19 protein-coding genes and 4 tRNA genes are annotated in these 22,235 nt (G+C 69.4%); 8 read left to right on the top strand and 15 right to left on the bottom strand.

Features of this window, described 5'->3' with window-relative positions; genetic code table 11:
• Positions 1 to 114 precede the first annotated feature (114 nt).
• The 3 genes from R2N01_RS11400 to acnA all read left to right on the top strand — a co-directional run bounded on the left by R2N01_RS11400 (position 115) and on the right by acnA (position 5,400).
• The gene (locus R2N01_RS11400) at positions 115 to 990 is read left to right on the top strand and encodes an ATP-binding cassette domain-containing protein (RefSeq protein ID WP_399553232.1); all 876 of its coding nucleotides are present in this window, start codon (positions 115 to 117) and stop codon (positions 988 to 990) included.
• Positions 876 to 2,528, top strand: a complete 1,653-nt coding sequence (gene ettA, locus R2N01_RS04205) for an energy-dependent translational throttle protein EttA (protein WP_399553233.1) — start codon at positions 876 to 878, stop codon at positions 2,526 to 2,528. The genes R2N01_RS11400 and ettA overlap by 115 nt, the downstream gene beginning before the upstream one ends.
• A gap of 199 nt (positions 2,529 to 2,727) precedes the next feature.
• Positions 2,728 to 5,400: an aconitate hydratase AcnA gene (gene acnA, locus R2N01_RS04200; protein ID WP_316668769.1), complete on the top strand. Its 2,673-nt coding sequence runs from the start codon at positions 2,728 to 2,730 to the stop codon at positions 5,398 to 5,400.
• A gap of 213 nt (positions 5,401 to 5,613) precedes the next feature.
• Here acnA and R2N01_RS04195 read toward each other — a convergent pair whose 3' ends face one another.
• From R2N01_RS04195 to R2N01_RS04170, 6 genes are all read right to left on the bottom strand, one after another.
• Positions 5,614 to 6,273, bottom strand: coding sequence for a TlpA disulfide reductase family protein (locus R2N01_RS04195; protein ID WP_316668767.1), 660 nt, complete (start codon positions 6,271 to 6,273; stop codon positions 5,614 to 5,616).
• On the bottom strand, positions 6,266 to 7,117 hold the full coding sequence (gene ccsB / locus R2N01_RS04190) for a c-type cytochrome biogenesis protein CcsB (RefSeq protein WP_316668765.1): 852 nt from the start codon (positions 7,115 to 7,117) through the stop codon (positions 6,266 to 6,268). Before ccsB ends, R2N01_RS04195 begins: the two co-directional genes overlap by 8 nt.
• The gene (locus R2N01_RS04185; RefSeq protein ID WP_316668763.1) at positions 7,110 to 8,546 is read right to left on the bottom strand and encodes a cytochrome c biogenesis protein ResB; all 1,437 of its coding nucleotides are present in this window, start codon (positions 8,544 to 8,546) and stop codon (positions 7,110 to 7,112) included. The genes ccsB and R2N01_RS04185 overlap by 8 nt, the downstream gene beginning before the upstream one ends.
• Positions 8,547 to 8,565: 19 nt before the next feature.
• Positions 8,566 to 9,270, bottom strand: coding sequence for a cytochrome c biogenesis protein CcdA (locus R2N01_RS04180; protein ID WP_316668762.1), 705 nt, complete (start codon positions 9,268 to 9,270; stop codon positions 8,566 to 8,568).
• 6 nt (positions 9,271 to 9,276) lie between these two features.
• Positions 9,277 to 10,368 carry a hypothetical protein gene (locus R2N01_RS04175; RefSeq protein ID WP_316668759.1) on the bottom strand — a complete coding sequence of 364 codons (1,092 nt, stop codon included), beginning with the start codon at positions 10,366 to 10,368 and terminating at the stop codon, positions 9,277 to 9,279.
• A gap of 144 nt (positions 10,369 to 10,512) precedes the next feature.
• On the bottom strand, positions 10,513 to 11,979 hold the full coding sequence (locus R2N01_RS04170; RefSeq protein WP_316668757.1) for an ammonia-forming cytochrome c nitrite reductase subunit c552: 1,467 nt from the start codon (positions 11,977 to 11,979) through the stop codon (positions 10,513 to 10,515).
• Between R2N01_RS04170 and R2N01_RS04165 the strand changes: the two genes are divergently transcribed.
• Positions 11,957 to 12,079, top strand: coding sequence for a hypothetical protein (locus tag R2N01_RS04165; RefSeq protein ID WP_316668755.1), 123 nt, complete (start codon positions 11,957 to 11,959; stop codon positions 12,077 to 12,079). The genes R2N01_RS04170 and R2N01_RS04165 overlap by 23 nt on opposite strands.
• Before the next feature lie 62 nt (positions 12,080 to 12,141).
• On the opposite strand, the gene nrfH is transcribed toward R2N01_RS04165, so the two are convergent.
• From nrfH to R2N01_RS04150, 3 genes are all read right to left on the bottom strand, one after another.
• Positions 12,142 to 12,630 carry a cytochrome c nitrite reductase small subunit gene (gene nrfH, locus R2N01_RS04160; RefSeq protein ID WP_316668753.1) on the bottom strand — a complete coding sequence of 163 codons (489 nt, stop codon included), beginning with the start codon at positions 12,628 to 12,630 and terminating at the stop codon, positions 12,142 to 12,144.
• Between the two features lie 135 nt (positions 12,631 to 12,765).
• A complete protein-coding gene (locus R2N01_RS04155; protein WP_316668751.1) occupies positions 12,766 to 13,464 on the bottom strand; it encodes a response regulator transcription factor in 699 nt (232 codons plus the stop codon).
• Positions 13,461 to 14,576 (bottom strand): sensor histidine kinase, encoded by a 1,116-nt coding sequence (locus R2N01_RS04150; RefSeq protein WP_316668749.1) that lies wholly within the window; start codon positions 14,574 to 14,576, stop codon positions 13,461 to 13,463. Before R2N01_RS04150 ends, R2N01_RS04155 begins: the two co-directional genes overlap by 4 nt.
• A 200-nt stretch (positions 14,577 to 14,776) precedes the next feature.
• Between R2N01_RS04150 and dxs the strand changes: the two genes are divergently transcribed.
• Entirely contained in the window at positions 14,777 to 16,657 is a 1,881-nt protein-coding gene (dxs, locus tag R2N01_RS04145) for a 1-deoxy-D-xylulose-5-phosphate synthase (RefSeq protein ID WP_316668747.1), read from the top strand.
• 15 nt (positions 16,658 to 16,672) lie between these two features.
• On the opposite strand, the gene R2N01_RS04140 is transcribed toward dxs, so the two are convergent.
• The 5 genes from R2N01_RS04140 to R2N01_RS04120 all read right to left on the bottom strand — a co-directional run bounded on the left by R2N01_RS04140 (position 16,673) and on the right by R2N01_RS04120 (position 20,444).
• Positions 16,673 to 17,992: an HRDC domain-containing protein gene (locus R2N01_RS04140; protein WP_316668745.1), complete on the bottom strand. Its 1,320-nt coding sequence runs from the start codon at positions 17,990 to 17,992 to the stop codon at positions 16,673 to 16,675.
• Positions 17,989 to 18,588: a DUF3000 domain-containing protein gene (locus R2N01_RS04135; RefSeq protein ID WP_316668743.1), complete on the bottom strand. Its 600-nt coding sequence runs from the start codon at positions 18,586 to 18,588 to the stop codon at positions 17,989 to 17,991. The genes R2N01_RS04140 and R2N01_RS04135 overlap by 4 nt, the downstream gene beginning before the upstream one ends.
• 78 nt (positions 18,589 to 18,666) lie before the next feature.
• A complete protein-coding gene (gene msrB / locus R2N01_RS04130) occupies positions 18,667 to 19,083 on the bottom strand; it encodes a peptide-methionine (R)-S-oxide reductase MsrB (protein WP_316668741.1) in 417 nt (138 codons plus the stop codon).
• A 69-nt stretch (positions 19,084 to 19,152) separates the two neighbouring features.
• On the bottom strand, positions 19,153 to 19,941 hold the full coding sequence (locus tag R2N01_RS04125; protein WP_316668738.1) for a CbiX/SirB N-terminal domain-containing protein: 789 nt from the start codon (positions 19,939 to 19,941) through the stop codon (positions 19,153 to 19,155).
• Positions 19,942 to 20,372: 431 nt separating this feature from the next.
• Positions 20,373 to 20,444 (bottom strand) — tRNA-Val (locus R2N01_RS04120).
• 287 nt (positions 20,445 to 20,731) lie between these two features.
• Here R2N01_RS04120 and R2N01_RS04115 point away from each other — a divergent pair.
• The 3 genes from R2N01_RS04115 to R2N01_RS04105 all read left to right on the top strand — a co-directional run bounded on the left by R2N01_RS04115 (position 20,732) and on the right by R2N01_RS04105 (position 21,011).
• Positions 20,732 to 20,804 (top strand) — tRNA-Gly (locus tag R2N01_RS04115).
• A gap of 63 nt (positions 20,805 to 20,867) precedes the next feature.
• Positions 20,868 to 20,938: transfer RNA gene (locus tag R2N01_RS04110), tRNA-Cys, on the top strand.
• Position 20,939: 1 nt separating this feature from the next.
• Positions 20,940 to 21,011, top strand: a tRNA-Val gene (locus R2N01_RS04105).
• Between the two features lie 216 nt (positions 21,012 to 21,227).
• On the opposite strand, the gene R2N01_RS04100 is transcribed toward R2N01_RS04105, so the two are convergent.
• Positions 21,228 to 22,070, bottom strand: coding sequence for a hypothetical protein (locus tag R2N01_RS04100; RefSeq protein ID WP_316668736.1), 843 nt, complete (start codon positions 22,068 to 22,070; stop codon positions 21,228 to 21,230).
• Positions 22,071 to 22,235: the final 165 nt, after the last annotated feature.

Below are 22,235 nucleotides of genomic sequence, written 5' to 3'. Positions count from 1 at the left end.
AACGTCATCGAACTGACCCCGGTCCTCACCGACCCCGACCGATGAACACCACCGGCCCCACGGCTTCATACGGTTCTCTGGTTCATGGAGTATTTCTGGTGAAGGGGGAAGCACATGGCAATGCGGCTCGTGGACGCCACGAAGCGGTACCGGGGTGTTCCCGTGCTGGCGGGGGTCTCCTTCACGGCCGAGGACGGCCGGATCTCGTGCTCGGTCGGCCCGAACGGGGCGGGGAAGTCCTCGGCCATCAGGGCGATGTGCGGGCTGCTCGTGCTCGATGGGGGCAGCGCCCTGGTTGACGAGGCGCCGCTTCCGCGGCATCCCTGCCCGCTGAGGAGCCCGGGTGTCGTGCTCGGCCCGGAGTACTGGGTGGGCTCCCGCACCGGCTACCGGAGCCTGCTCGGCCTGGCCCTGTCCGATGGAATCACAGCGTCGAGGGTGCGCGAGTGCTTGAAGGGAACGGGCATCGCCGATGTTGCGGACCGCAGGGCCGCCACCTGCCCGCTGGGGATGAGACAGCGGCTCTCGTCGGCAGCCGCTCTGCTCGGCGACCCCCGGAACCTGATCCTTGACGAACCGCTGAACGGCCTGGACCCCAAGGGGGTGCGCTGGTTGCGAGGGCTTCTGTGCGAGCAGGCCGGCCGGGGACGACCGGTTCTGCGGCGGCCTGCTGCGCTGGCATACTTGATCGAGTTGCACCGGCATCACCCGATGCCCGCGCAGGCGCCGCGGCCCGGTCATCCCCTCACGGGGCGCCAGGCCCGGTTCGCCGGACAGCAGGCAGTCGACCGCACCGGTCCTCGGCGAGCGGTCACCACACAGACGCGAAGGAAACCCACGCCCTCATGGCTGAATTCATCTACCAGATGCACAACGTGCGCAAGACCGTCGGCGAGAAGCTCATCCTCGACAACGTCACGCTGTCCTTCTTCCCGGATGCGAAGATCGGCGTCGTGGGCCCCAACGGCGCCGGCAAGTCCACCCTCCTGAAGGTGATGGCCGGTCTCGAGCCCATCAACAACGGCGAGGCCTTCCTCGCCAAGGGCGCCACGGTGGGTCTGCTCCAGCAGGAGCCCCCGCTCACCGAGGGCAGGACAGTCCTCGAGAACGTCCAGGAGGCCGTCGCCGACGTCAAGGGCATGCTCGACCGCTACAACGAGATCAGCGCCGAGCTGGCCGATCCCGACGCCGACTACGACGCCCTGCTCGCCGAGATGGGCGAGCTGCAGGAGGCCCTCGACCACCGCAACGCCTGGGACATCGACTCCCAGCTCGAGCAGGCGATGGACGCCCTCCAGTGCCCGCCCCCCGACACGCCCGTCGACGTCCTGTCCGGCGGTGAGCGGCGCCGCGTCGCGCTGTGCAAGCTGCTCCTGGAGCAGCCCGATCTGCTGCTGCTCGACGAGCCCACCAACCATCTCGACGCCGAGTCCGTCAACTGGCTGGAAGGCCACCTGAAGAACTACCCGGGCGCCGTCCTGTGCATCACGCACGACCGCTACTTCCTCGACAACGTCGTGGGCTGGATCTGCGAGGTCGACCGCGGCCGCCTCTACCCGTACGAAGGCAACTACTCGACCTATCTCGAGACCAAGCGCAAGCGCCTGCAGATCGAGGGACAGAAGGACGCCAAGCGCGCCAAGATCCTCGAGAAGGAGCTGGAATGGGTCCGTTCCAGCCCGAAGGCCCGCCAGGCCAAGAACAGGGCCCGCCTGGCCCGCTACGAGGAGCTGGCGGCCGAGGCCGAGCGCTCCCGCAAGATCGACACCAGCGAGATCAACATCCCGCCCGGCAAGCGTCTGGGCGCCGAGGTGCTGCAGGCCACCGGTCTTCGCAAGGGCTTCGGCGAGCGCAGGCTCTTCAACGGGCTCGACTTCACCCTGCCGCGCGCCGGCATCGTCGGCATCATCGGGCCGAATGGCGTCGGCAAGTCGACCCTGTTCAGGATGATCGTCGGCCAGGAGGCCCCCGACTCCGGCGAGCTCAAGGTCGGCCAGAGCGTCGAGATCAGCTACGTCGACCAGGGCCGCGCCGGCATCGATCCCGACCGCACCGTGTGGCAGGTCGTCTCCGACGGCCTCGACTACATCACGGTCGGCAACTTCGAGACGCCCAGCCGCGCCTACGTGGCCTCCTTCGGCTTCAAGGGCCCCGACCAGCAGAAGCCCTCGGGCCTGCTGTCCGGCGGTGAGCGCAACCGCCTCAACCTGGCGCTGACGCTCAAGCAGGGCGGCAACCTGCTGCTGCTCGACGAGCCCACCAACGACCTCGACGTGGAAACCCTCCAGAGCCTCGAGGACGCCCTGCTGGAGTTCCCCGGCTGCGCCGTCGTCATCAGCCACGACCGCTGGTTCCTCGACCGCATCGCCACGCACATCCTCGCCTTCGAGGGCGACGAGGACAACGACCCGAAGTGGTTCTGGTTCGAGGGCAACTTCGCCGACTACGAGAGGAACAAGATCGATCGCCTCGGTGAGGAGGCCGCGCGCCCCCGCGCCGGCCGGCACCGTCGCCTCACGCGCGTCTGATCGCCCCCGGCGGGTCGCAGCCCCGGAGCCCCGGGGATTGCGGACTGATATTGTCCGCTTTGAGCAATGCGGGGCGGAGGGGAGCCCTCGCAGTGTTATCTTGATGTCAAGATAAGTTGTCGGATCGTCATCCACCTCGGTGCCCGCAGCCCGTTCTGCGGCCCGCCGCAGCAGACGCCAGATGCCCGGGGAAGAGCCAATGAGCCTGAACAGTTTCGATGCCCGTTACGACCTCCAGGTGGGGGAGACCAGCTATGAGATCTTCCGGCTGGACGCGGTTCCCGGCCACGAGCACCTCCCCTACAGCCTGAAGGTCCTCCTCGAGAACCTGCTGCGCACCGAGGACGGCGTCGCGGTCAGCGCCGACGACATCGGGGCCCTCGGCGGCTGGGACCCGCGGGACCAGCCGCACCACGAGATCCAGTACTCGCCGGCCCGCGTCATCATGCAGGACTTCACCGGCGTGCCCTGCATCGTCGACCTGGCCACCATGCGCGAGGCCATGTCCGACCTCGGCGGCGACCCGGCCCGCATCAACCCGCTCAGCACCTCGCAGATGGTCATCGACCACTCCGTCATCGCCGAGCGCTTCGGCACCCCGCAGGCCCTACGGCAGAACACCGACATCGAGTACGGCCGCAACAAGGAGCGCTACCAGTTCCTGCGCTGGGGCCAGGGCGCTTTCGACAACTTCACCGTCGTGCCCCCGGGCACCGGCATCGTCCACCAGGTCAACATCGAGCACCTGGCCCGGGTCACCTTCACCCGCCGGGCGGACGGCGTCCTGCAGGCCTATCCGGACACCTGCGTCGGCACCGACTCGCACACCACCATGGTCAACGGCCTCGGCGTCGTCGGCTGGGGGGTGGGCGGTATCGAGGCCGAGTGCGCCATGCTTGGCCAGCCCGTCAGCATGCTCATCCCGCGCGTCGTCGGCTTCAAACTGAGCGGCGAGCTGCCCGGCGGGGCCACCGCCACCGACCTGGTGCTGACCATCACTCGGATGCTGCGCGAGCACAAGGTCGTCGGCAAGTTCGTCGAGTTCTTCGGCGAGGGCGTCGCCCGAGTGCCGTTGGCCAATCGCGCCACCATCGGCAACATGAGCCCCGAGTACGGCTCGACCATCGCGGTCTTCCCGATCGACGACATCACGCTCGACTACTTGCGCCTGACCGGCCGCGACGAGCAGCAGGTCGCCCTCGTCGAGGCCTACGCCAAACTCCAGGGCCTGTGGCACGACCCGGCGCACGAGGCTGAGTACTCCGAGTACCTCGAGCTCGATCTGTCCACCGTGCGGCCCTCGATCGCGGGTCCGAAGCGCCCCCAGGACCGCATCGGCCTCGACGAGGCCCAGGAGGTCTTCCACCGCGACGTCGCCGGATACGTCAGCGACGCCACCCGCCCCCTCGAGACCGAGATCGACGGTGAGAAGGTGCGCCTCGACAACGGCGCCATCGGCGTGGCCGCCGTCACCAGCTGCACGAACACCTCGAATCCCTCGGTCATGGTCACCGCCGGTCTGCTGGCCAAGAAGGCCGTCGCCAGGGGCCTGCGCCGCAAGCCCTGGGTCAAGACGACCCTCGCCCCCGGCTCCCAGGTGGTCACCGACTACCTCACCGAGGCGGGTCTCATCGAACCGCTGGCCGCCCTCGACTTCGACGTCGTCGGCTACGGCTGCACCACCTGCATCGGCAACTCCGGCCCGGTCCTCCCGCAGGTCACCGCCGCCGCCAACGACAACGACCTGGCCATCACCTCGGTGCTCTCGGGGAACCGGAACTTCGAGGGCCGCATCAACCCCGACGTGAAGATGAACTACCTGGCCAGCCCGCCGCTGGTCGTGGCCTACTCGCTCGTCGGCACGATGGACGCGGACATCACCACCGAACCGCTGGGCGTCGGCGCGGACGGCGAGCCCGTCTACCTGGCCGACATCTGGCCGAGCAAGGACGAGATCGAGCGGGTCGTCGACGGCTGCATCGGCTCCGAGATGTACAGGACCGACTACGCCGATGTCTTCACCGGCGATGAGCGCTGGCAGAATCTGGAGACCCCCACCGGCGACCTGTTCTCCTGGGACCAGGACTCCACCTACGTGCGCAAGCCCCCCTACTTCGAGGGCATGCCCGCCGAGCCCGACCCGGTCGAGGACATCTCCGGCGCCCGCGTGCTGCTCAAGCTCGGCGATTCGGTGACGACCGACCACATCAGCCCGGCCGGCGCCATCAGATCGGACACCCCTGCCGGCAAGTACCTCCTGGAGCACGGTGTGAAGCCGCTCGACTTCAACTCCTACGGCTCGCGCCGCGGCAACCATGAGGTCATGATGCGCGGCACCTTCGCCAACATCCGGCTGCGCAACCAACTCGCGCCCGGAACCGAGGGTGGCTTCACGAGGGATTTCACCCAGCCGGGTGCGCCTGTCGCCACCGTCTACGATGCCTCGCTCGGCTATCGGGCCGCCGGCGTCCCGCTGATCGTCCTGGCGGGCAAGGAGTACGGCTCGGGGAGCTCGCGCGACTGGGCCGCCAAGGGCACCCTGCTGCTGGGCGTGAGGGCCGTCATCGCCGAGAGCTTCGAACGCATCCACCGCTCGAACCTGATCGGCATGGGCGTCCTGCCGCTGCAGTTCCCCGAGGGCGAGAGCGCCGCATCACTCGGCCTGAGCGGCGAGGAGAGCTTCGCCATCAGGGGCATCGCGAGACTCAACGACGGCACCATCCCAAGAGCCATGACCGTCGTCGCCACCCGTGCCGACGGCTCGGAGACCTCCTTCGAGGCCGTCGTGCGCATCGACACCCCCGGCGAGCGCAGCTACTACGTCAACGGCGGAATCATGCAGTTCGTGCTGCGCAATCTGGCGCGCGACTGACCGATTCGGCGGGGCCCGTCCGGCTCCGCCGAGTCGGCCGGTGACCTCGCCGGGGACTGCCCGGCCACCGTCCTGACCGGCGGCGACAACACCCTGATCGCGCGGGCGAGCCCGAGCATGACCGTCACCGGCGGCAATGACACCGTCCGCGCCGGCGAGGCCCTCGTAGTCGCCCCGGGCAGCTTCCGGGAAGCGCGGGGGAGGGCGCGCGGCTCAGCCCTGCCCGGTCACACGATTCACGTCGGCGATCATCTGGCTGGCGCTCAGCGCCCCCGGGTGGGCGATCTGCACCGCGCCGTCGGCGTCGATGAACACATGGCTGGGAATGCCCATCACACCGAACGAGCCGGCAATGCGCGAGCCCGCGTCAGACACCTGGGTGTACGTCAGACCGAGCGTGTCGACGTAGCGCTGCACGGCCTCGGAGTCCTCCGACAAGTACAGTCCGATGGCTTCGAGGCCGGCCCGTCTGCCGTGCTGGTAGGCCGCCTCGACGTCGGGCGCCTCGGAGCGGCAGGCCGCGCACCAGCTCGCCTCGAAGATGAGCCAGACCGGGCGGCCGCGCAAGGCGCTGAGCCCCACCGTCCGCCCGTCGATCGTCGTCGCCGTGAAGTCGGGGGCAGGCCGACCGACCTCGACGAGCTTGCCGGCACCGCCGCTCACCCGCACGCTGGTGATGTCGGCCTCGTCGGAGCCGCCGTGGTGATTCACCAGCCACGTGCCGGTGATCACCACACCGGCCGTGATCACCAGGACGAGCAGCGTGAACAGCGGGCTGCGGCGGAACCTCGCCCAGCCGGAGTCCTTCCCGCGGGGCCCCCTCGCGGGGGATCCCGTACCGGTTCCGTGACGGTCGGACAGGCGATCAGGCATAGGAGTGGAGGCCTCCGAAGAAGAGATTGCCCATGAACGTGAAGATCACCGCTGCGAACCCCAGGATCAGCAGCCATGCGGCCCTCCTGCCGCGCCAGTCGCCGACGACTCGCGCATGCAGGTAGGCGCCGTAGAACAGCCAGGTGACCAGTGCGGCGGTCTCCTTCGGGTCCCAGCTCCAGTAACGCCCCCAGGCCACATCGGCCCAGATGGCACCCAGGATGATCATCAGCGTGATGAGCGGATACGCGACGACGATCGAATGGTAGCCGAGCTCGTCCAGGCGCTCCCTGCCGGGCAGCCGCACCCGACCCAGGTGGTCGTGCAGCAGGTACAGCACCGCGGCGCCGAACGAGACCGCGGCCGCACCGTAGCCGAGAGAGGCCGTGATCACGTGCAGGGGCAGCAGGAAGCCGTTCTGCAGGGCCGGCATGAGCTGGGTGGCCTCGTCGTCGAGGGTCAGCGCGTACAGGCTCAGCGCCAGGTCCACCGGCAGTACCGTCAGCGTCAGGGCGCGCAGCCTCGTGCGCCACTCGACGATCACCATGGCCAGCATGATGCCCCAGGCGAACGAGACGGCGAACTCGTACTGGTTCGACAGCGGCGCCCTGCGCACGACGATCGTGCGCAGCACGAGGCATGCCGTGTAGCAGACGAACGCGAACTGGCCGAGAGCGGTGGCGTAGTGCGCCAGGCCCCTGCTCCTCGGCTTCGCGGGCCCGCCGGCCGTTTCCGCGCCCTCCCGCGGGGCCGTACGGGCGGTCGCCACGACGATCTGGGCGATGAGCGCCAGAGCCACGGCCGTGGTGGCCGCGATCAGGCAGTACCTGGAGATCTCAAGCATTGTCGGCGCTCTCCTCGGCGGTGCTCTCGAGACTCGCCGCCATGCGGCTCAGACGGTTCTCGAAGGATGTGTCGTGGCGATCCGGGCAGGCGAACTGCACGAGAGAACCGCCCTCGGGCTCCTCGCTGATACGGACCCAGAGGCGGCGGTGGCGGGCGAGCATCGTCGTGCAGACGCCGGCCAGGAGCAGCCCCGAACCGGTCCACACCCAGACGGCCCCCGGATCGCGGGCCACGAGCAGCCCGGTGTAGGACTTCTCGCGGTTGAAGGTGAACTTCAGTCCGCCGACGGTGCCCTGCTCGCCCTGCCGGACGGTCCCCGAGCCGCGCAGCGTCCGCCCGCCCTCGCCGTAGACCTCGATGCGCACCTCGCCGGGCGACAGCTCCGACGTCGTGGCCCCCGAGACCGCGGCCATCACATAGACGTCGAGATGCTGGTCCGGCAGGGTGACGACGCCGTACGAGTTCTGCCCGTCATAGGTGGTCCACTCCAGGGGCACCACCTGCGTGGTGATCTCGATGCCGTCGGCATCGGCGACCGTCACGTCGACGGCCGTGCCGGAGTAGCTCTGGTTGAACGCCACTCCGTCGACCGTGAGCGGGTGGTTGACGCGCACCGTCTGGCGGGCCACCTGCCGACCGTCGCGGTAGACGGCCAAGTCGCTGGCGTAGTCCTTGGGGAGGCCGTCGTCGTAGTAACTGTCCTCGAAGGAGATGAGTTCGACCTGCAGGCCCGTGTCATGTCCTACCTCGACGCGGCCCTCCAGGGGGACCGTCACCTCCTCATCCTGGAAGCCTGCCGCGCCGGTCAGCGTGAAGCCGATCAGGATGATGACGAAGGCCGCATGGGCGAGCACCGTGCCGAAGGGGGCGAAACGGAAGCGATCGGCGTAGATCTGGTCGGGGCGCTGGGGATCGGGCACCACGCGGAAGCGCGCCTTCGACAGCATCGTCCTGACCCGGTCGTGGGCCTCGTCGACGCCCAGTGGGGTGACCGCCCGGGCGCGCATGCGGGCACGCGAGTAGAAGCCCGTCGTGACGCGCGTCCTCGGATGCGAGGCGTTCCTCCACAGCACCGGGACGCGGTGCGCCGTGCAGGCGATGATCGACAGGGCCAGCAGCACGAGCACCACGATGTACAGCGGCGAGCTGAACATGTGGAAGAAACCGGCCTTGTCGAGCACGTCCGTCCAGCCGCCGTACTTCGACCTCGTCTGCTCCAGCCAGTCGGCGTACTCGTCGGGGTCGGAGCGCACCGTCGGGTCCGCCTGCTCGATCAGGATGCCGAGCAGGCTCAGGACGCCCATCGCCAGGATCAGCGCCAGGCCGACCCTCCTGTTGTGGAGGAAGCGGTGTATCGCGCCGAAGAAGTCGCCGATGCTGATCTGAGGGGCCTCGTCGTGCTCGTCGGTCGTAGTTGGTGTCGTCATCGTCTCCCCCACGTCGTTGCTAGGGGCCCAGCACCGGCAGGCGGCCGGCCAGGCGCTCGAACAGGTTCGTGATGATCAGGAATCCCGCCACTACCAGCAGCGCGCCGCAGACGCGCGAGGTCGCCACGTGGTGCCGCCGGAACCAGTCGAGCCGATCGCACAGCCGCGAGGCCCCGGCCGCCACCAGGACGAAGGGGATCCCCAGTCCCAGACAGTAGACGACCATCAGAAGAGCGCCCCGGCCCGCGGATGAGCTCATCCGGGCGAGCCCGATGATGCCCCCGAGGATGGGGCCTATGCACGGCGTCCAGCCCGCCCCGAAGCCCACGCCCAGCAGGAGCGAGGCCAGCCCGGGATGGCGCGGCGAGCGGTGCGCGCGCAGCAGCGGTCGGCTGCTGGCCTCGAGCGGGCCCAGCCGGACGAGGCCGGTCACGTACAGGCCCATCAGGACGAGGAGCGCCCCACCGGCGATGCGCAGGAGCTGCCTGTGGCCCACCAGGAGTTCGCTCAGCGCCCCGAGCGATGCCCACAGCGCCATGAACACCGCCGAGAAGCCCGCGACGAAGAGCAGTGCCCCAGCCGCTGCCCGGCGACGCGAGCCGGCCGCTCCGTCCCGCCCCTGGGCCACGTAACCGACGTACACCGGCACGATGGGCAGGAAGCAGGGCGATGCGAACGAGACGATGCCCGCCAGCAGCGCGATGGGGAGAGTGACCGGTTCCATGGCTTCTCACGGTGTCGAGGTGGCACTGGGGGCCGCGGTCTCATCGAGGCCGCTCATGTGCGTCTTGACGGTCTGGGCGTACTGCCCGTCGGGGTCGAGTTCGAGGACCTTGTTCCATTCCTGCTTGACTTTCTCGATGTCCGGCGGGTCGACCGACAGGTAGTAGTAGCCGAGGTCGAAGTGCAGCTCGGCGCGGTCCGGGTCGAGGTCGTTGACGATGTCCCAGTGCTCCTTGGCGCAGTCCAGGTCGCCGTTGTTGAAGCACGAGACGCCGAGGGTCAGCTGGGCGTCGATGTCGTCGGGCATCAGCTCGACGCGCCGGGCCTGCCACTTGGAGGCGTTGGCGTAGTCGCCGACCGAGGCGTACAGCGAGGCGAGCCGGCCCATCGCGTCGGCGTCCTGCGGGTCGTCCTGGACCCTCTTCTCCAACTCGGCCACCTGGGTCTCGTCGAGCGCCGGGGTGGCGGTGGCCTCCGATACCATGCCCGAGGCCGATGCATCCGAGCCCGACGAGTCCGAGGGCGCCCCGAGCCTGTAGACGGTCAGCACCACCGCCACGACGACGGCGACGATGACGATCCGGGCCACCCGGCCGGTGGCGTCGACGCGCCGGCGGGAGGATCCGGCGGGCGCGTTCCCGGCCGCCCCGGAGGTCGCCCGGCCCGGGCCCTTGCCCCCCGGGGGCGCGCCGTTCGCGTCGGCTCCGATGACGGCGGCCTTCCTCGTGGTCCTGCGGGCCGCGCGACGGGCCTCGGCCACCTCGTCGATTTCGTCCAGGGCCACCGGATCGTCGGGCTCGGGCGCCTCACCGGCGCCGGGGACCTCGTCCCGGCTCGACTCGTCCGGGACATCGTCCCAGCCGGCGCCGTCATCGGCCCCGACGACATCGCCTGCGGCATCGAGCGCGATGACCGCGTCGACCCGGGCCATCTGCTGACTGATCCACCCCTTGCGCGCATCCGGCGCGGTCTTCAGCGATTCGCGCAGCTCGGTCCTCCTGGCGGCCAGCTCCTCGTCGCTGGCGTCCGGGGGGAGCCCCAGCGAGTTCAGCAGCGTGCGCCTGGCACCGGTCAGGCTCGAGTGCTGCGTCATCATCATCTCCGGTTCGTCGACGATCCGAAACGTCTCCCGCTCGCCGGTCCGGCAGGCAGGGACTCGGTTCGGTATCCGTCTCGGGCATGTGCTGGATGCGGAGGATGCGGGCTCACCGGGCCGCACCTTCCGGTGACTGGCGCCGACGCCTCACGACGGGGAATCCGATGGGGTCGGGGCCTGAGCCGTGGCGGTGTTGATCGGGGTCGAGCCGTCCGGCTGCGGAGCGGCCTCGTCATGAGGGCGGCCCGGGCCGGGTGTGCTCGGGACATCGGCTCCGGTCAGCGCGAGTTGACCCCGCCGTGCCGTGTCGGTCACGTCGTTGAGGATGCGCAGCGAGTACTCCGGGGCGTGGAACCCGTGGGAGTTCTCGGATTCGACGTAGTCCATGTAGAACTGCGCCTTGCGCTGGTAGTTGCGCGCCGCGTCGATGCGATCGGCCGGGGTGCCATCGGTCCGGGCCGCCTCGATGTCGTGGATCAAGTCGATCAGGGCGTCGAAGGAGACGTCGCGGGCCTGGTAGAAGCGGGTCTGGATCGTCGACACGCGCGCCCTGAGCTCGTCGTCGGAGGCCTTGTGGCAGGTGCCGCAGGTACCGTTGACGTCGGCCATCGGCGATGTGACGTGGTGGTTGCTGACCTTCTTCGCACCGGCACTCTGGTAGGCCATGTGGCAGTCGGCGCAGGTGACGCCGGCCTGGGCGTGAACGCCGTTCGACCAGGTCTCGAAATCGGGGTGCTGGGCCTTGATGATCGAGGCGCCGGTGAGTTCGTGGGTGAAATCGGTGAAGTCGATCTGCTGGTAGTAGTTGTACTCGTCGTCGATCGTCAGGCCGTTGTTCCACGGGAACGTCAGGTTGTGGTCGGTCGCGGACCGGTAGTACTCCACGTGGCACTGGGCGCAGACGTAGGTGCGCATCTCCTGAGTGGAGGCGTCGCGGTTCACGTCGTAGTCGGAGACGCCCTGGGAGGCCTGGTAGGCCGCGATGCCCTTGATGAAGGCCGGACGCGTGACGCGCAGGTCCATCGTCCTGGGGTCGTGGCAGTCGATGCAGGACACCGCGCCGTAGTGCTGGGCGGTCTCGTAGGCGTCGTCGTAGTCCATCGCGTTCATCCTGGACCAGCCGGCCTCGGCGTCGCCGTCGCCCAGGTCGGTGAACAGCTTCGGCGCGCTCACATGGCAGTTGAGGCAGTAGCCCGGCTGCTTGAACTGGGTCGTGCGCTTGGAGTAGCGCTGGTCCACGAGCATCCAGTTGTGCCCGCGGGGCTCGGTGTAATCCACCGAGAACGCGTAACCGGCCCACATGGTCACCAGACGATGATCGTTCGCCAGATTGTCGTAGGTGGTCCACTCGCGAGGATCATCGGCGGTCGGCGTCCGCGGGAAGTAGTTCCCCGGGTCCGGGTCGCTGGTCTTCATGTAGGACTCGTACTCCTCGGGGAAGTTCTGCCCCCAGACGGCCGGATCGATCGTGGTCTCGTCGAGCGCCACCACCTGGGTGAACTGCTCCTTGCCCTCCTGCTTGTGGTTGAAGATGCTCGTGAGCAGCGCGACGATCCCGATCGCGATCAGGGCGCCGGCGACGAGGAACACGATGAACATCGCGATCTTGCTCATGCGCGAAATCCGCGGTCTGTACTGCGGTTGGCTCGACCCGCTCATCCTCTTCTCACCTCCTGCGCCTGTATTCGTCGTGCTGGCCGACCGGGCCGCCTGAGCGGGCCGGTCCTGACCCGGCTGCGGCTGTCGCGGTCGTCGCAGCCGGCGGAATCAGCGGAGTCACTTGTCATGGCCCACTCCCTGGTGGCATCGGATGCACAGGATCTGGTCGCCGTCCTTCTGGCCGGCCAGGACGTCGTGGGTGAACCCGCCGTGGCAGCGGATGCAGTTGTTGTTGATGATCTGCAGCGAGACGTCGCGCGCCCGGATGTTCTGCGGGTAGTCGCCGGTCGTGAACGCGATCGAGTGGTGCAGGCCGTTCTCCGCCTTGACCGCGTACTTGCCGACCAGGTCGTGCGGCGTGTGGCAGTCGTTGCACTCCGCCACGTGGTGGTGCGGCCCGGCGCTGTAGGCGTCGTAGTAGTCCTGCATCACGTGGCAGCCGGCGCAGGCCTTGGAGTCGTGACCCAGGTAGGACGGGCCGTCGGCGTAGACGAATGTGAAGGCCGCCAGGCCCACCAGGGCGCCGATGAGCAGGCCGACGAGTCCGGGCAGCCATCGGCGCGCGGCCCTCAGCGCACCCAGTGGTGCACGACGCCTGCCCGTCATGATCGCCCTCCTCCGCCACGGTGCAGGATCCCCTTGCCCCAATCCTGATCGGGACGGGCTGTCGCGTCCATGGGGAAAAGGGCACAACCAGGGCACAGAAAAGGCATAAAACGCTGGGCGTCGGGGTCGGGGCGCTCAGATCCGGGTGTTCAGGCCGTTCCTGACGAGGTACGCGGCCGCCTGGCTGCGATTGCTCATGCCGAGTTTGCGCAGGGCGTTGTGCACGTGGTTCTTGACCGTGCCCTCGGTGATGGTCAGGTGCGTGGCGATCTCGCGGTTCGACATGCCCTTGGCCACGAGGGTCATGATCTCCAGTTCGCGCCGGCTCAACCCGTGCGTGTTGTCGGTTCCGGGGACGATGATCCGCTGCGCGCCCGGGCCGCGGCGCAGCTGGTCGAGCAGGCCGCTGACCAGCCGCGGGGACAGCGGCGCCTGGTCGACCATGACGCCCCGGATCATCTGCAGCAGCTCGGCGGGTTCGAGGTCCTTGAGCAGGTAGCCGTCGGCTCCGGCGCGGACGGCCTCGGTCAGCAGTTCGTTCTCGTCGTGGACGGTGAGCATGACGATCTTCAGGTCCGGGTGGCGCTCGCGCAGGATCGCGGCGGCCCGGGCCCCGTCCATGACCGGCATCTCCAGGTCGAGAATCGCCACGTCGGGCCCACTGGCGTCTGCGGTCTCCAGCGCCTCCAGCCCGTTGGAGGCCTCGCCGACGACCGCCATGTCGTCCTCGCGGTCGATGAGGGCGCCGACGGCGCGGCGGAAGAGTGTCTGGTCGTCGGCGATGAGGACGCGGATCGGCCCTCCATGCTCTCGTCCCGCCGGGGTCGTGTTCATGCGCGCGTCCTCTTCTCGTGCAGGGCGAGGGGCACGACCGCGCTGATGCACGTGCCCGCCCCGGGGATGCTCATGATGCTCAGATGCCCGCCGATCTCCTCGATGCGCTCGCGCATCGACAGCAGGCCGAAGCGACCGGGGTCCGAGTCCGAGCTCTCGAAGCCGATCCCGTCGTCGCTGACGTTGACGGTGATGCTGCTCGGGCTGGTGCGCATCGTCACGTCCACGGAACTCGCGTGCGCGTGCTTGCGCACATTGGTGAGCGCCTCCTGCACGACGCGCAGCAGCTGCAGGCGCGTGCCGGCGGGCAGGGGAGCGCTCGCCCCGGCCAGTTCGACTCGGCAGGCGATGCCGGTGCGGTCCTCGAAGGCGCCCGCCGAGGAGCGGATGGACGAGGCCAGCGAGCCGTTCGCCTCCTCGGGCATGTGCAGGTCCCAGACGGCCTCGCGGACGTCGGAGTAGGCCAGTGCGCAGTCCCGGCTGATCCCGGCGAGCTCCTCGGCCACCTCATCGCCGAGCCCGCCCCGCTCGATCAGGGAGGACAGCCTCAGGTGGGTGGCGCCGAGCACCTGCGCGACGCCGTCGTGCAGTTCCCGTGAGATCCTCTCGCGCTCATTGGCGATCATGCGGGCCCCGGAGTCGTCTGCCCTGACCGCCCTGGCGATCAGCCGTTCGGTCATACCGGCCATCGCCTGCAGGACGAGCTCCTGGGCCCGACGGCGGTCCGGGTCGATGCCGTCCGGGTCCGCGTGCCACAGCCAGCCGAATTCGTCGACGTCGCCGCCGAGCCTCGCCCGCACGACGTTCTTCTCGTCCATCGTCCGCGGGCACTTCGGCCGGGGTCCTGCCAGGATGCAGGTGCTGCCCGGATCGAACAGGCAGGTCATCGGCCGCAGCTCCGCGCCGGGGCGGGCGCCCGCCCGCATCTGGACGGTCCGGCGGCTCGTGGTGGTCAGGCAGCGGTGCACGCACAGACCGTTCTGGTCCGCCCCGAGGGTCGCGTGGACCTGCGCGACGACGTCGGTCAGCGCGGCCACCAGCTCGGCAACGGGCAGTGCGGTACCGTCGGCCGGCTGTGCGCCGTCCGCCGCTGGTACGCGCTGTTCGGTCATCCTGGGCGGTTGCCTGGTTCCCTCGTCGGCGCGGCCTGGGCGCGCCGTCCTTGGCGACGTCATGTCTCACCATAACGGGGATCAGCGCAAATGTGGGGATCGATCCGTGGAAAATACGTGCATCGGGCCCTCCCCGGCTCCGGGACGCGGTGCCGGCGCCGTTCGGGCCCGGCCGGCCGTCCCGTCCTAGACTGACGCATATGGCGCTGCTGGACCGTATTCACGAACCCTCGGACCTGCGTACCCTCGACGATGAGGAACTCCGGGCGCTGGCGAAGGAGATCCGCCAGTTCCTCATCACGAGCGTTGCGCGCACCGGCGGCCACCTCGGCCCGAACCTCGGCGTCGTCGAGCTGACGATGGCGGTCCACCTGGTCTTCGACTCCCCCAAGGACCCCGTCGTCTTCGATGTCGGCCACCAGAGCTATGTGCACAAGATCCTCACCGGCCGCGCGGACAGGTTCGGCATGCTGCGCCAGAAGGGCGGCCTGTCCGGCTACCCGTGCAGAGCCGAGTCCGAGCACGACTGGCTGGAGAACTCCCACGCCTCGGCGGGGCTGAGCTGGTCGGAGGGCATGGCCCGCGCCTTCGCCCTGAGCGGCCAGCGGGACCGCACCGTCGTCACCATTGTCGGCGACGGCGCGCTCACCGGCGGCATGGCCTGGGAGGCGCTCAACAACATCGCGGCCGAGCCCGAGCTGCCGATGGTCATCGTCGTCAACGACAACGGGCGCTCCTACTCGCCGACCGTCGGCGGCCTGTCCAGGCAGTTGTCCGGTCTGCGCACCGATCCGCGCTACGAGAAGGCCATGGAGAACGTCAAGGCCACCATCTCACGCACGCCGCTGGTCGGCAGGCCCGCCTACGACCTCCTGCACGGCCTCAAGATCGGCCTCAAGGACGTCCTCGCCCCGCAGGGCCTGTTCAGCGATCTCGGTCTGAAGTACATCGGCCCGATCGACGGCCACGACCTGGATGCGCTGACCGTCGCCATGCGCCAGGCCAGGGGATTCGGCGGGCCGGTCATCGTCCACGCCATCACCCAGAAGGGCAAGGGCTTCGCGCCGGCCGAGAACCACGAGCGCGACCGCTTCCACGCCATCGGCATGATCGACGAATGCACCGGCGAGCCGCTCGCCCCGCCGGTCCAGGCCACCTGGACCGATGCCTTCGGCGCCGAGCTCGTGGCGCTGGGCGCCGAGCGCGAGGACATCGTGGCGATCACTGCGGCCATGCTCCACCCGACGGGCCTGGGTCGCTTCGCCGCGGCCTACCCCGACAGGGTCTTCGACGTCGGCATCGCGGAGCAGCACGCCATGGGTTCGGCCGCCGGCATGGCCCGCGCCGGACTGCACCCGATCGTGGCCGTCTACTCGTCCTTCCTCAACAGGGCCTTCGACCAGTTGCTGCTCGACGTGGGCATGCACCGCCTGGGTGTCACCGTCGTGCTCGATCGCGCCGGTGTGACCGGTTCGGACGGCGCCAGCCACGACGGCGTCTGGGACTGCTCGATCGCCGGCATCGTGCCCGGGATCCACCTGGCCTCCCCGCGCGACGCCGTGCGGCTGCGCGACGTGCTGCGCGCGGCCGTCGACATCGACGACGCCCCGAGCCTCATCCGGTACTCCAAGGACAAGCTGCCCGACCCGATCGAGGCCGTGGAGAACCGCGACGGGATCGACGTGCTGGCCGCCGGCGAGCGCCCCGAGGTGCTCCTCATCGGCTACGGCCAGCTGGCCTCGACCGCGCTCGGCGCCGCGCGGGTGCTCGGCGCCGAGGGCCTGTCGGCCACCGTCATCGACCCGCTGTGGTCGTTGCCGATCGCCGAGCCGCTGCTGCGGACGGCGGCGGGCCATGGGCTGGTGGTGACGATCGAGGACAACCTGGTCGTAGGCGGCATCGGTTCCCGGCTGGAACTCGCCATGGACTCGGCCGGCATCGAGGTCCCGGTGCGCCAGTTCGGCATCCCGCAGGAGTACCTGCCGGTCGGCTCGCGCGCCGAGGTGCTGGCCGACGCGGGCCTCACCGCCGAGCGGATCGCCGAGTCCGTCAGCGCGGCCTGGAGCGGCCTGGGCCGCTAGAGCCGACGGCCCCGCCTATTCGCCGCTCGGCGCGGCCCCCAGTGCGGCGACGATCACCGGCGCGGCCAGGCGGCACTGCCATTCGCGCGCGCCATGGGCGGCCAGGCACTCGGCGGCGTGCTCGCGGTCGACCGCCTCCAGCGGCTCCCAGGCCAGCCTGCGCAGCGTCTCGGGGGCTATGAGGTTCTCCGGCGGCACGTCCAGGGCCCTGGCCAAGCGGTTCATCGCCGGGCGCACGCGCTGCCAGCGGCGCCAGGCCTCGGGATTGGTGCGCTGCCAGCTGCGCGGCTGATGCGGGGGGCCCTCGTGGGGCACCCGCAGGCGCGGCAACTGCGACTCGGGCATCGCGGCGACGCGTCCGGAGGCGGCGACCCAGCGCCCCCGGTAGCGACGGGCGCCCCGGCGCTTGAAGCCCATGATGGCGTCCATCTGCGCCATGCCGGGCATGCCGGGAGAGTCCCTGGTGATCTGGCCGGCCAGTTCGCTGATCGCCCTGTCGGGCAGGATCTTGCCAGGCGCCCGGTCCAGCTCGCGGGCCAGCCGGTCGCGTTCGCCCCAGATCTCGCGAACCAGCGCCAGGCCGCGGCGGCTGCGCACCGAGTGCAGGCCGTTGACGTGGCGCCACGGCTCGGCCGCCGGGGCCGGGGGCTCACGGTGGGTGTCGATCATGTACTGGAACTCCTGACGGGCCCAGGACCATTTGCCGGCCTCGTGCAGCTGACGCCGCAGCAGATCGCGCAGTTCGATGAGCAGCTCGACGTCCAGCGCCGCGTAGGCCACCCAGTCGGTGGGCAACGGCCGCCTGGACCAGTCGGCGGCCGAGTGCTCCTTGAGCAGGTGGACGCCGAAGTAGGCCTCCGTCATCGGTCCCAGGCCGACGCGCGGCAGCCCGAGCAGGCGCCCGGCCATCTCGGTGTCGAAGAGTCTCTCGGGGAGCAGGCCGAGCTCGCTCAGGCAGGGCAGGTCGGAGTTGGCGGCGTGGATGATCCACTCGGCTCCGATGATCGCATCGCGCAGCGCGCTGAAATCGGACACCGACCCATCGGCGGGCTCGAAGGCCTGCGGGTCGATGAGCCAGGTGCCCGAACCCGAGCGGCGGAGCTGGAGCAGATAGGCGCGGCCGCTGTAACGGAAGCTCTGGGCGCGTTCGGTGTCGATGGCGACCGGGCCGGTGCCCGCCCTGAGTTCCTCGATGCACTCGGCCAGCATTTCGTCGGTGTCGACCAGGGGAGGCATGCCCTCGCGGGGCATCGCCAGGATGGGTAGGCCGGTATCGGGGTCGATCTGACCGTCGAGCTCTGTCTCGGCATGCGTGGCGTCGGCCGAACCCTTCATCGTGTTCCTGCCGCAGAGAGATTGTTGCTGATGGGGATGATCTCCTCGGGCAGGGGCGGCATGCCCGCCGCCTGGCACATGAGCTGCTGCCATGCGCGCAGATGGCCGGTGATGTCGGAGGGATCGCCGATCAGCGGAGTCCAACTCGCCCTGATCTCGATCTCGGCGCGATCGGGCTCGGTGCTCATCGAGCCGAACGGATGGCTCGTCACGGTGGTCACCGTGCCCGCCGGGGCCGCGAAGGCCGCGTCGTGCTCGTCGAGCGCCTCGATGAGCCAGCTCCAGCCGACCTCTCCGATCAGGGAGTCGGCGACCATGTCCGCATCGGTGTCGGCCCTCACCAGGGTGACGAGCCGCCAGTCGCCGTCCCATGTGTCATTGCCCGCAGGATCGTGCAGCATGACGAGCCGCCCCGATCCGCGCTCCTCATCGTCGGCTTCCAGCTCCGCCTCCATCGCGTAGCCGTAGGGCGCGATGCGCTGCGGGATGCCGATCTCCTCGACACTGATCCCAGGCCTCCAGCCGAACGCCCTGAGCGCGGCGACGACCCGGGCGAAGGCATCGCCCCCGCGGCGATCGCGCAGATCCGTGGACATGCCCCGACCCTATGATCCGCCTGCCCGCCGGGCCGGGTGCCACGCCGCGGCATGATCCGGCCGGGGCGAGGACCGCCCTCAGTCCTCTCTGGACGAGGTGAAGTCCAGACAGACCGAATTGATGCAGTAGCGCTGATCGGTAGGGGTGTCGTAGCCCTCGCCCTCGAAGACATGGCCCAGGTGGGAGCCGCAGCTGGCGCAGCGCACCTCGGTGCGCGGACGGCCGGGGATCGAGGTGTCGCTCAGATGGCGCACCCGATCGGCGGCCAGCGGGGAGTAGAAGCTCGGCCAGCCGCAGTGGGAGGCGAACTTGGTCCGGGAGCGGAAGAGCTCGGCGCCGCAGGCGCGGCAGCTGTAGACGCCCTCGGCGAAGTGGTCTGTGAACTCGCCGGTGAAGGGGGCCTCGGTGCCGGCCCGGCGCAGTACCCGGAACTCCTGCGGAGTCAGTTCCGCGCGCCACTGCTCATCGGTCTTCTCGACGGGATGTTCGCTCATGCCTCCTCCTGCCTCGTCGTCCCCGAGACCAGCTCGCCGGTTCGCTCCCGCCCGGGGCGGCCACGAGGGTCACAGGGCGATGAGCTCGGGAGAGCTGGTGACGACGTCATCGCCCAGGTGCTCATCGGCGGGGACGTCATCGAGCATGTCCATGGCGGTGAACGCGTAGCGGCTCATGACGAGTTCGATGATGCGCTCGTCGGCGCCCAGCGGGGCGCTGACGGTGAGCGCGCCGGCCGACAGGCCCTGCTCGGCGGCCAGCATGAAGCGGTCCGAGGCGGTCAGGAACAGCGAGCCGACGGCGATGTTGCGACGGCCCTGGTCGCGCAGCAGATTGATCGCGGCGGCGATGGACGAGGCGGAGCCGTCGACGCTGGCCACGGCGACCGGCAGCTTGTGGTGAGAGCTCCACTGACGGGCGCGGCGGGCGATGAGGCTCTGGCCGCGGACGTCGCCGGTACTCGGCGTGGCCAGCACCAAGCCGTCCAGTTCGAGCGCGTGACAGCTCGACAGGGCGTTGCGGAGGCGGAGATCGAGAATGGTGAGCAGCTCGGTGGCCGGCCCGATGGGGCGGGCCATGGCGAGATTCATACCGGGATGGGCCCTACGGGCGAACTCGAACATGCCGTTGGCCACCCGCCCCGCGTCGACCGCCTGGGTCAGGGACATCGGGACGAACACGGCCTCGCGCGTCCCATGGGAGGCGAGGGAACTGACGACCTGCAGGCCGCTCGGCGGGCAATGATCGAGGAACGCCAAGTGGATGGGGAGCTCGGGGCGCTGGATCTGCATCTGCTTGCGCAACAGCCGAATCTCCTCGGCGCCATTAGCCAACAGGATCAATGCCGGTGCAGTCATCTGCGTGCCCTTATCTCTTGCTACTGTCAGGGCGGCGCCATTGCCGTTGTCTGTCTCAACCCTCGGACATTTTGGCGGGATTGGCAAATCAGCCGTCCACGATGTGACACGAAGAATTCATGCCGGACCGTCGAGTGTTCCCGGGGATGCGGCCTCCCGGGCCGTCCTGGAGCGAGAGATTCTCCGGCGGGGCCGGGTTCGAGGGCCTTCCCCGGGCTCAACCTGGGCGTGTCGCGCTGGGCGTGCCGTGCGATCTGTTCCGGTGGCTCGCGGGACTGCCTGCGGGGCGTCCTGCCGCTCGGTCCCGTGGGCGGGACGGCGGTTCGGCGATCCTGGTCCGCGACGCACGTTCCGGCGGGTAACCGTTCGGAAGGGGGCGGGGCCATCGCTGCGCGCCACGGAAAGCTCGGGCGCCGACGGGTGCGTCCGGGTGGGCGATACTGGGTTCGAACCAGTGACCTCTTCGGTGTGAACGAAGCGCGCTACCGCTGCGCCAATCGCCCCGGGGCGCCGTCAAAACTAGCGCACCGTCTCGCACCGGGACAAATCCGCGCGCTGCCGGTTCGCGGGCCGCCCTCGCGCTCCCCACGGCCAGGGCGCGCCGGACGGCGGGGCCCGGCACGCTGCCGGGAAGGGGCCAGCGGACTTTGTTCGTAATGGAACAACTAGTCGGATTGGTTTTCATGGCGTGCGAGGAGTCTTCGAGGAGTACTCTTGATTTGTGCTGTTCGAGCGAGTTCGCTATCATGGTCCCCGCGCTTCGGCGAGGGGCACCTCACTGAGGAGCAGCGCGGACGTGGCTCAGTTGGTAGAGCATCACCTTGCCAAGGTGAGGGTCGCGGGTTCGAGTCCCGTCGTCCGCTCGGAGAGGCCTTGGCCCCATCCACTGACCATGAAGCTTCGTGGTGGAGGCAAGCTCTTCACCTGGTGGAGTGGCCGAGAGGCGAGGCAGCGGACTGCAAATCCGTATACACGGGTTCAAATCCCGTCTCCACCTCGGGCGGCTGGCGCAGTGGTAGCGCGCTTCCCTGACACGGAAGAGGTCACTGGTTCAAACCCAGTGTCGCCCACCGCATGGGATCCCCCGGCTCCTTGCCGGGGGATCCCATGCATGTGCGCGTCGTGGGCCCCGGACGGGCTGGCCCGTAGTCGTCCCAGACCCCCTCTCCGCACCGCGGGCTCTGCCGGAACCGCCCCCTGGACGGGATCGGCCGGCAGAAGAGCTGCGGGGTGACGAGCCGCGGCCCGTCACCCCGCGGGAGAGGATCTCAGCGCCGGAGCATGGCTCACACGGGCTGCGAGACGCAGTAGGTGCGGGCCGGCACGTCGTAGGTCAGGCCGCCGATCGAGGTGTCGGGGCAGGTCGCGTCGTACTCCTCGATGATCCGGTCGATGTGGATGTAAGCGGCCACGTCATTGCAGTCGACTTCCTGGTAGGCCAGGTCGACCCTGTCCTCGCTGTAGCAGTTGCCCTCGGTGAACTCGGGCACCAGGCACATCTTGGCCGTGGAACCGCGCGAACCCTGGACGGTGATCTCGTCGTAGGTGCCGCCGTAGTTCTTGTCGGTGTCGGACACGTCGGCGCAGGTCTCGTCGGCGCCGGCCTTGGCGACGTAGTACGAGCCCTCGGTGCCGCAGTCGACACGCTCGGTCTTGACATCGTTCTGAGTGCCGGAGAGGGTCACGCATTTGCCGACGTCCTTGGTGGCGTCATGCGAGGTGCTGACACGGTCGAAGATCACCTTGGCGACCGCGATCAGGATGATCACGAGTACGACCGAGATGATGCGGATGGCCAGGGACCTGTTCTTCCTGGCCGGTACGCTACTGCCCATGGCGGCACCGGCCGGGGGGAACTGGCCCGCCTGCGGGCCGGCCGGGGGGAACTGTCCGGGAGGCAGGGCCTGGCCCGCCTGCGGGATCTGGGCTCCGCCGTCTGCGGTGGGCTGCTGCGGTTGGGCCCGCGGGGTCTGGCCGTACGCCTGGTTGACGGCGTCCTGCCCAGTGGCCGGCCGACCGGCCGGATCCTGGGGTGCGAACGAGTTGGGGTCGTTGACCTGCCACGAGTTCCCGGTGTCGTTGGCGGTGGGGGCGGCTTCGTCCGGGTCCGGATTCTGTGGATTGCTCATAACGAATGAGTATCGCATACTGATTCTTCCGCGCAGAGGTCTCGGTCGGCCCGGCTCGGCCCGACTGGTCGTTCCCGCGACCATGCGATGATGTGCGGGGGCTCGCGGCAGGGGAACCCGGATGGCGACCCGGGCCGGCCGGGCCGCGTCCCGCGGGTGCCGCGA

Source organism: uncultured Propionibacterium sp., assembly GCF_963539965.1.
Taxonomy (GTDB): domain Bacteria; phylum Actinomycetota; class Actinomycetes; order Propionibacteriales; family Propionibacteriaceae; genus Propionibacterium.
The sequence above is the reverse complement of the archived record's forward strand: the minus strand, read 5'-3'. Positions and strand labels throughout refer to the sequence as shown.

Coding starts and splice junctions, on each gene's coding strand:
- R2N01_RS11400 (WP_399553232.1), top strand. CDS start 115: ATGGCAATGCGGCTCGTGGACGCCACGAAGCGGTACCGGGGTGTTCCC.
- acnA (WP_316668769.1), top strand. CDS start 2,728: ATGAGCCTGAACAGTTTCGATGCCCGTTACGACCTCCAGGTGGGGGAG.
- R2N01_RS04195 (WP_316668767.1), bottom strand. CDS start 6,273: ATGCCTGATCGCCTGTCCGACCGTCACGGAACCGGTACGGGATCCCCC.
- ccsB (WP_316668765.1), bottom strand. CDS start 7,117: ATGCTTGAGATCTCCAGGTACTGCCTGATCGCGGCCACCACGGCCGTG.
- R2N01_RS04185 (WP_316668763.1), bottom strand. CDS start 8,546: ATGACGACACCAACTACGACCGACGAGCACGACGAGGCCCCTCAGATC.
- R2N01_RS04180 (WP_316668762.1), bottom strand. CDS start 9,270: ATGGAACCGGTCACTCTCCCCATCGCGCTGCTGGCGGGCATCGTCTCG.
- R2N01_RS04175 (WP_316668759.1), bottom strand. CDS start 10,368: ATGATGATGACGCAGCACTCGAGCCTGACCGGTGCCAGGCGCACGCTG.
- R2N01_RS04165 (WP_316668755.1), top strand. CDS start 11,957: ATGAACATCGCGATCTTGCTCATGCGCGAAATCCGCGGTCTGTACTGC.
- R2N01_RS04170 (WP_316668757.1), bottom strand. CDS start 11,979: ATGAGCAAGATCGCGATGTTCATCGTGTTCCTCGTCGCCGGCGCCCTG.
- nrfH (WP_316668753.1), bottom strand. CDS start 12,630: ATGACGGGCAGGCGTCGTGCACCACTGGGTGCGCTGAGGGCCGCGCGC.
- R2N01_RS04155 (WP_316668751.1), bottom strand. CDS start 13,464: ATGAACACGACCCCGGCGGGACGAGAGCATGGAGGGCCGATCCGCGTC.
- R2N01_RS04150 (WP_316668749.1), bottom strand. CDS start 14,576: ATGACCGAACAGCGCGTACCAGCGGCGGACGGCGCACAGCCGGCCGAC.
- dxs (WP_316668747.1), top strand. CDS start 14,777: ATGGCGCTGCTGGACCGTATTCACGAACCCTCGGACCTGCGTACCCTC.
- R2N01_RS04140 (WP_316668745.1), bottom strand. CDS start 17,992: ATGAAGGGTTCGGCCGACGCCACGCATGCCGAGACAGAGCTCGACGGT.
- R2N01_RS04135 (WP_316668743.1), bottom strand. CDS start 18,588: ATGTCCACGGATCTGCGCGATCGCCGCGGGGGCGATGCCTTCGCCCGG.
- msrB (WP_316668741.1), bottom strand. CDS start 19,083: ATGAGCGAACATCCCGTCGAGAAGACCGATGAGCAGTGGCGCGCGGAA.
- R2N01_RS04125 (WP_316668738.1), bottom strand. CDS start 19,941: ATGACTGCACCGGCATTGATCCTGTTGGCTAATGGCGCCGAGGAGATT.
- R2N01_RS04100 (WP_316668736.1), bottom strand. CDS start 22,070: ATGAGCAATCCACAGAATCCGGACCCGGACGAAGCCGCCCCCACCGCC.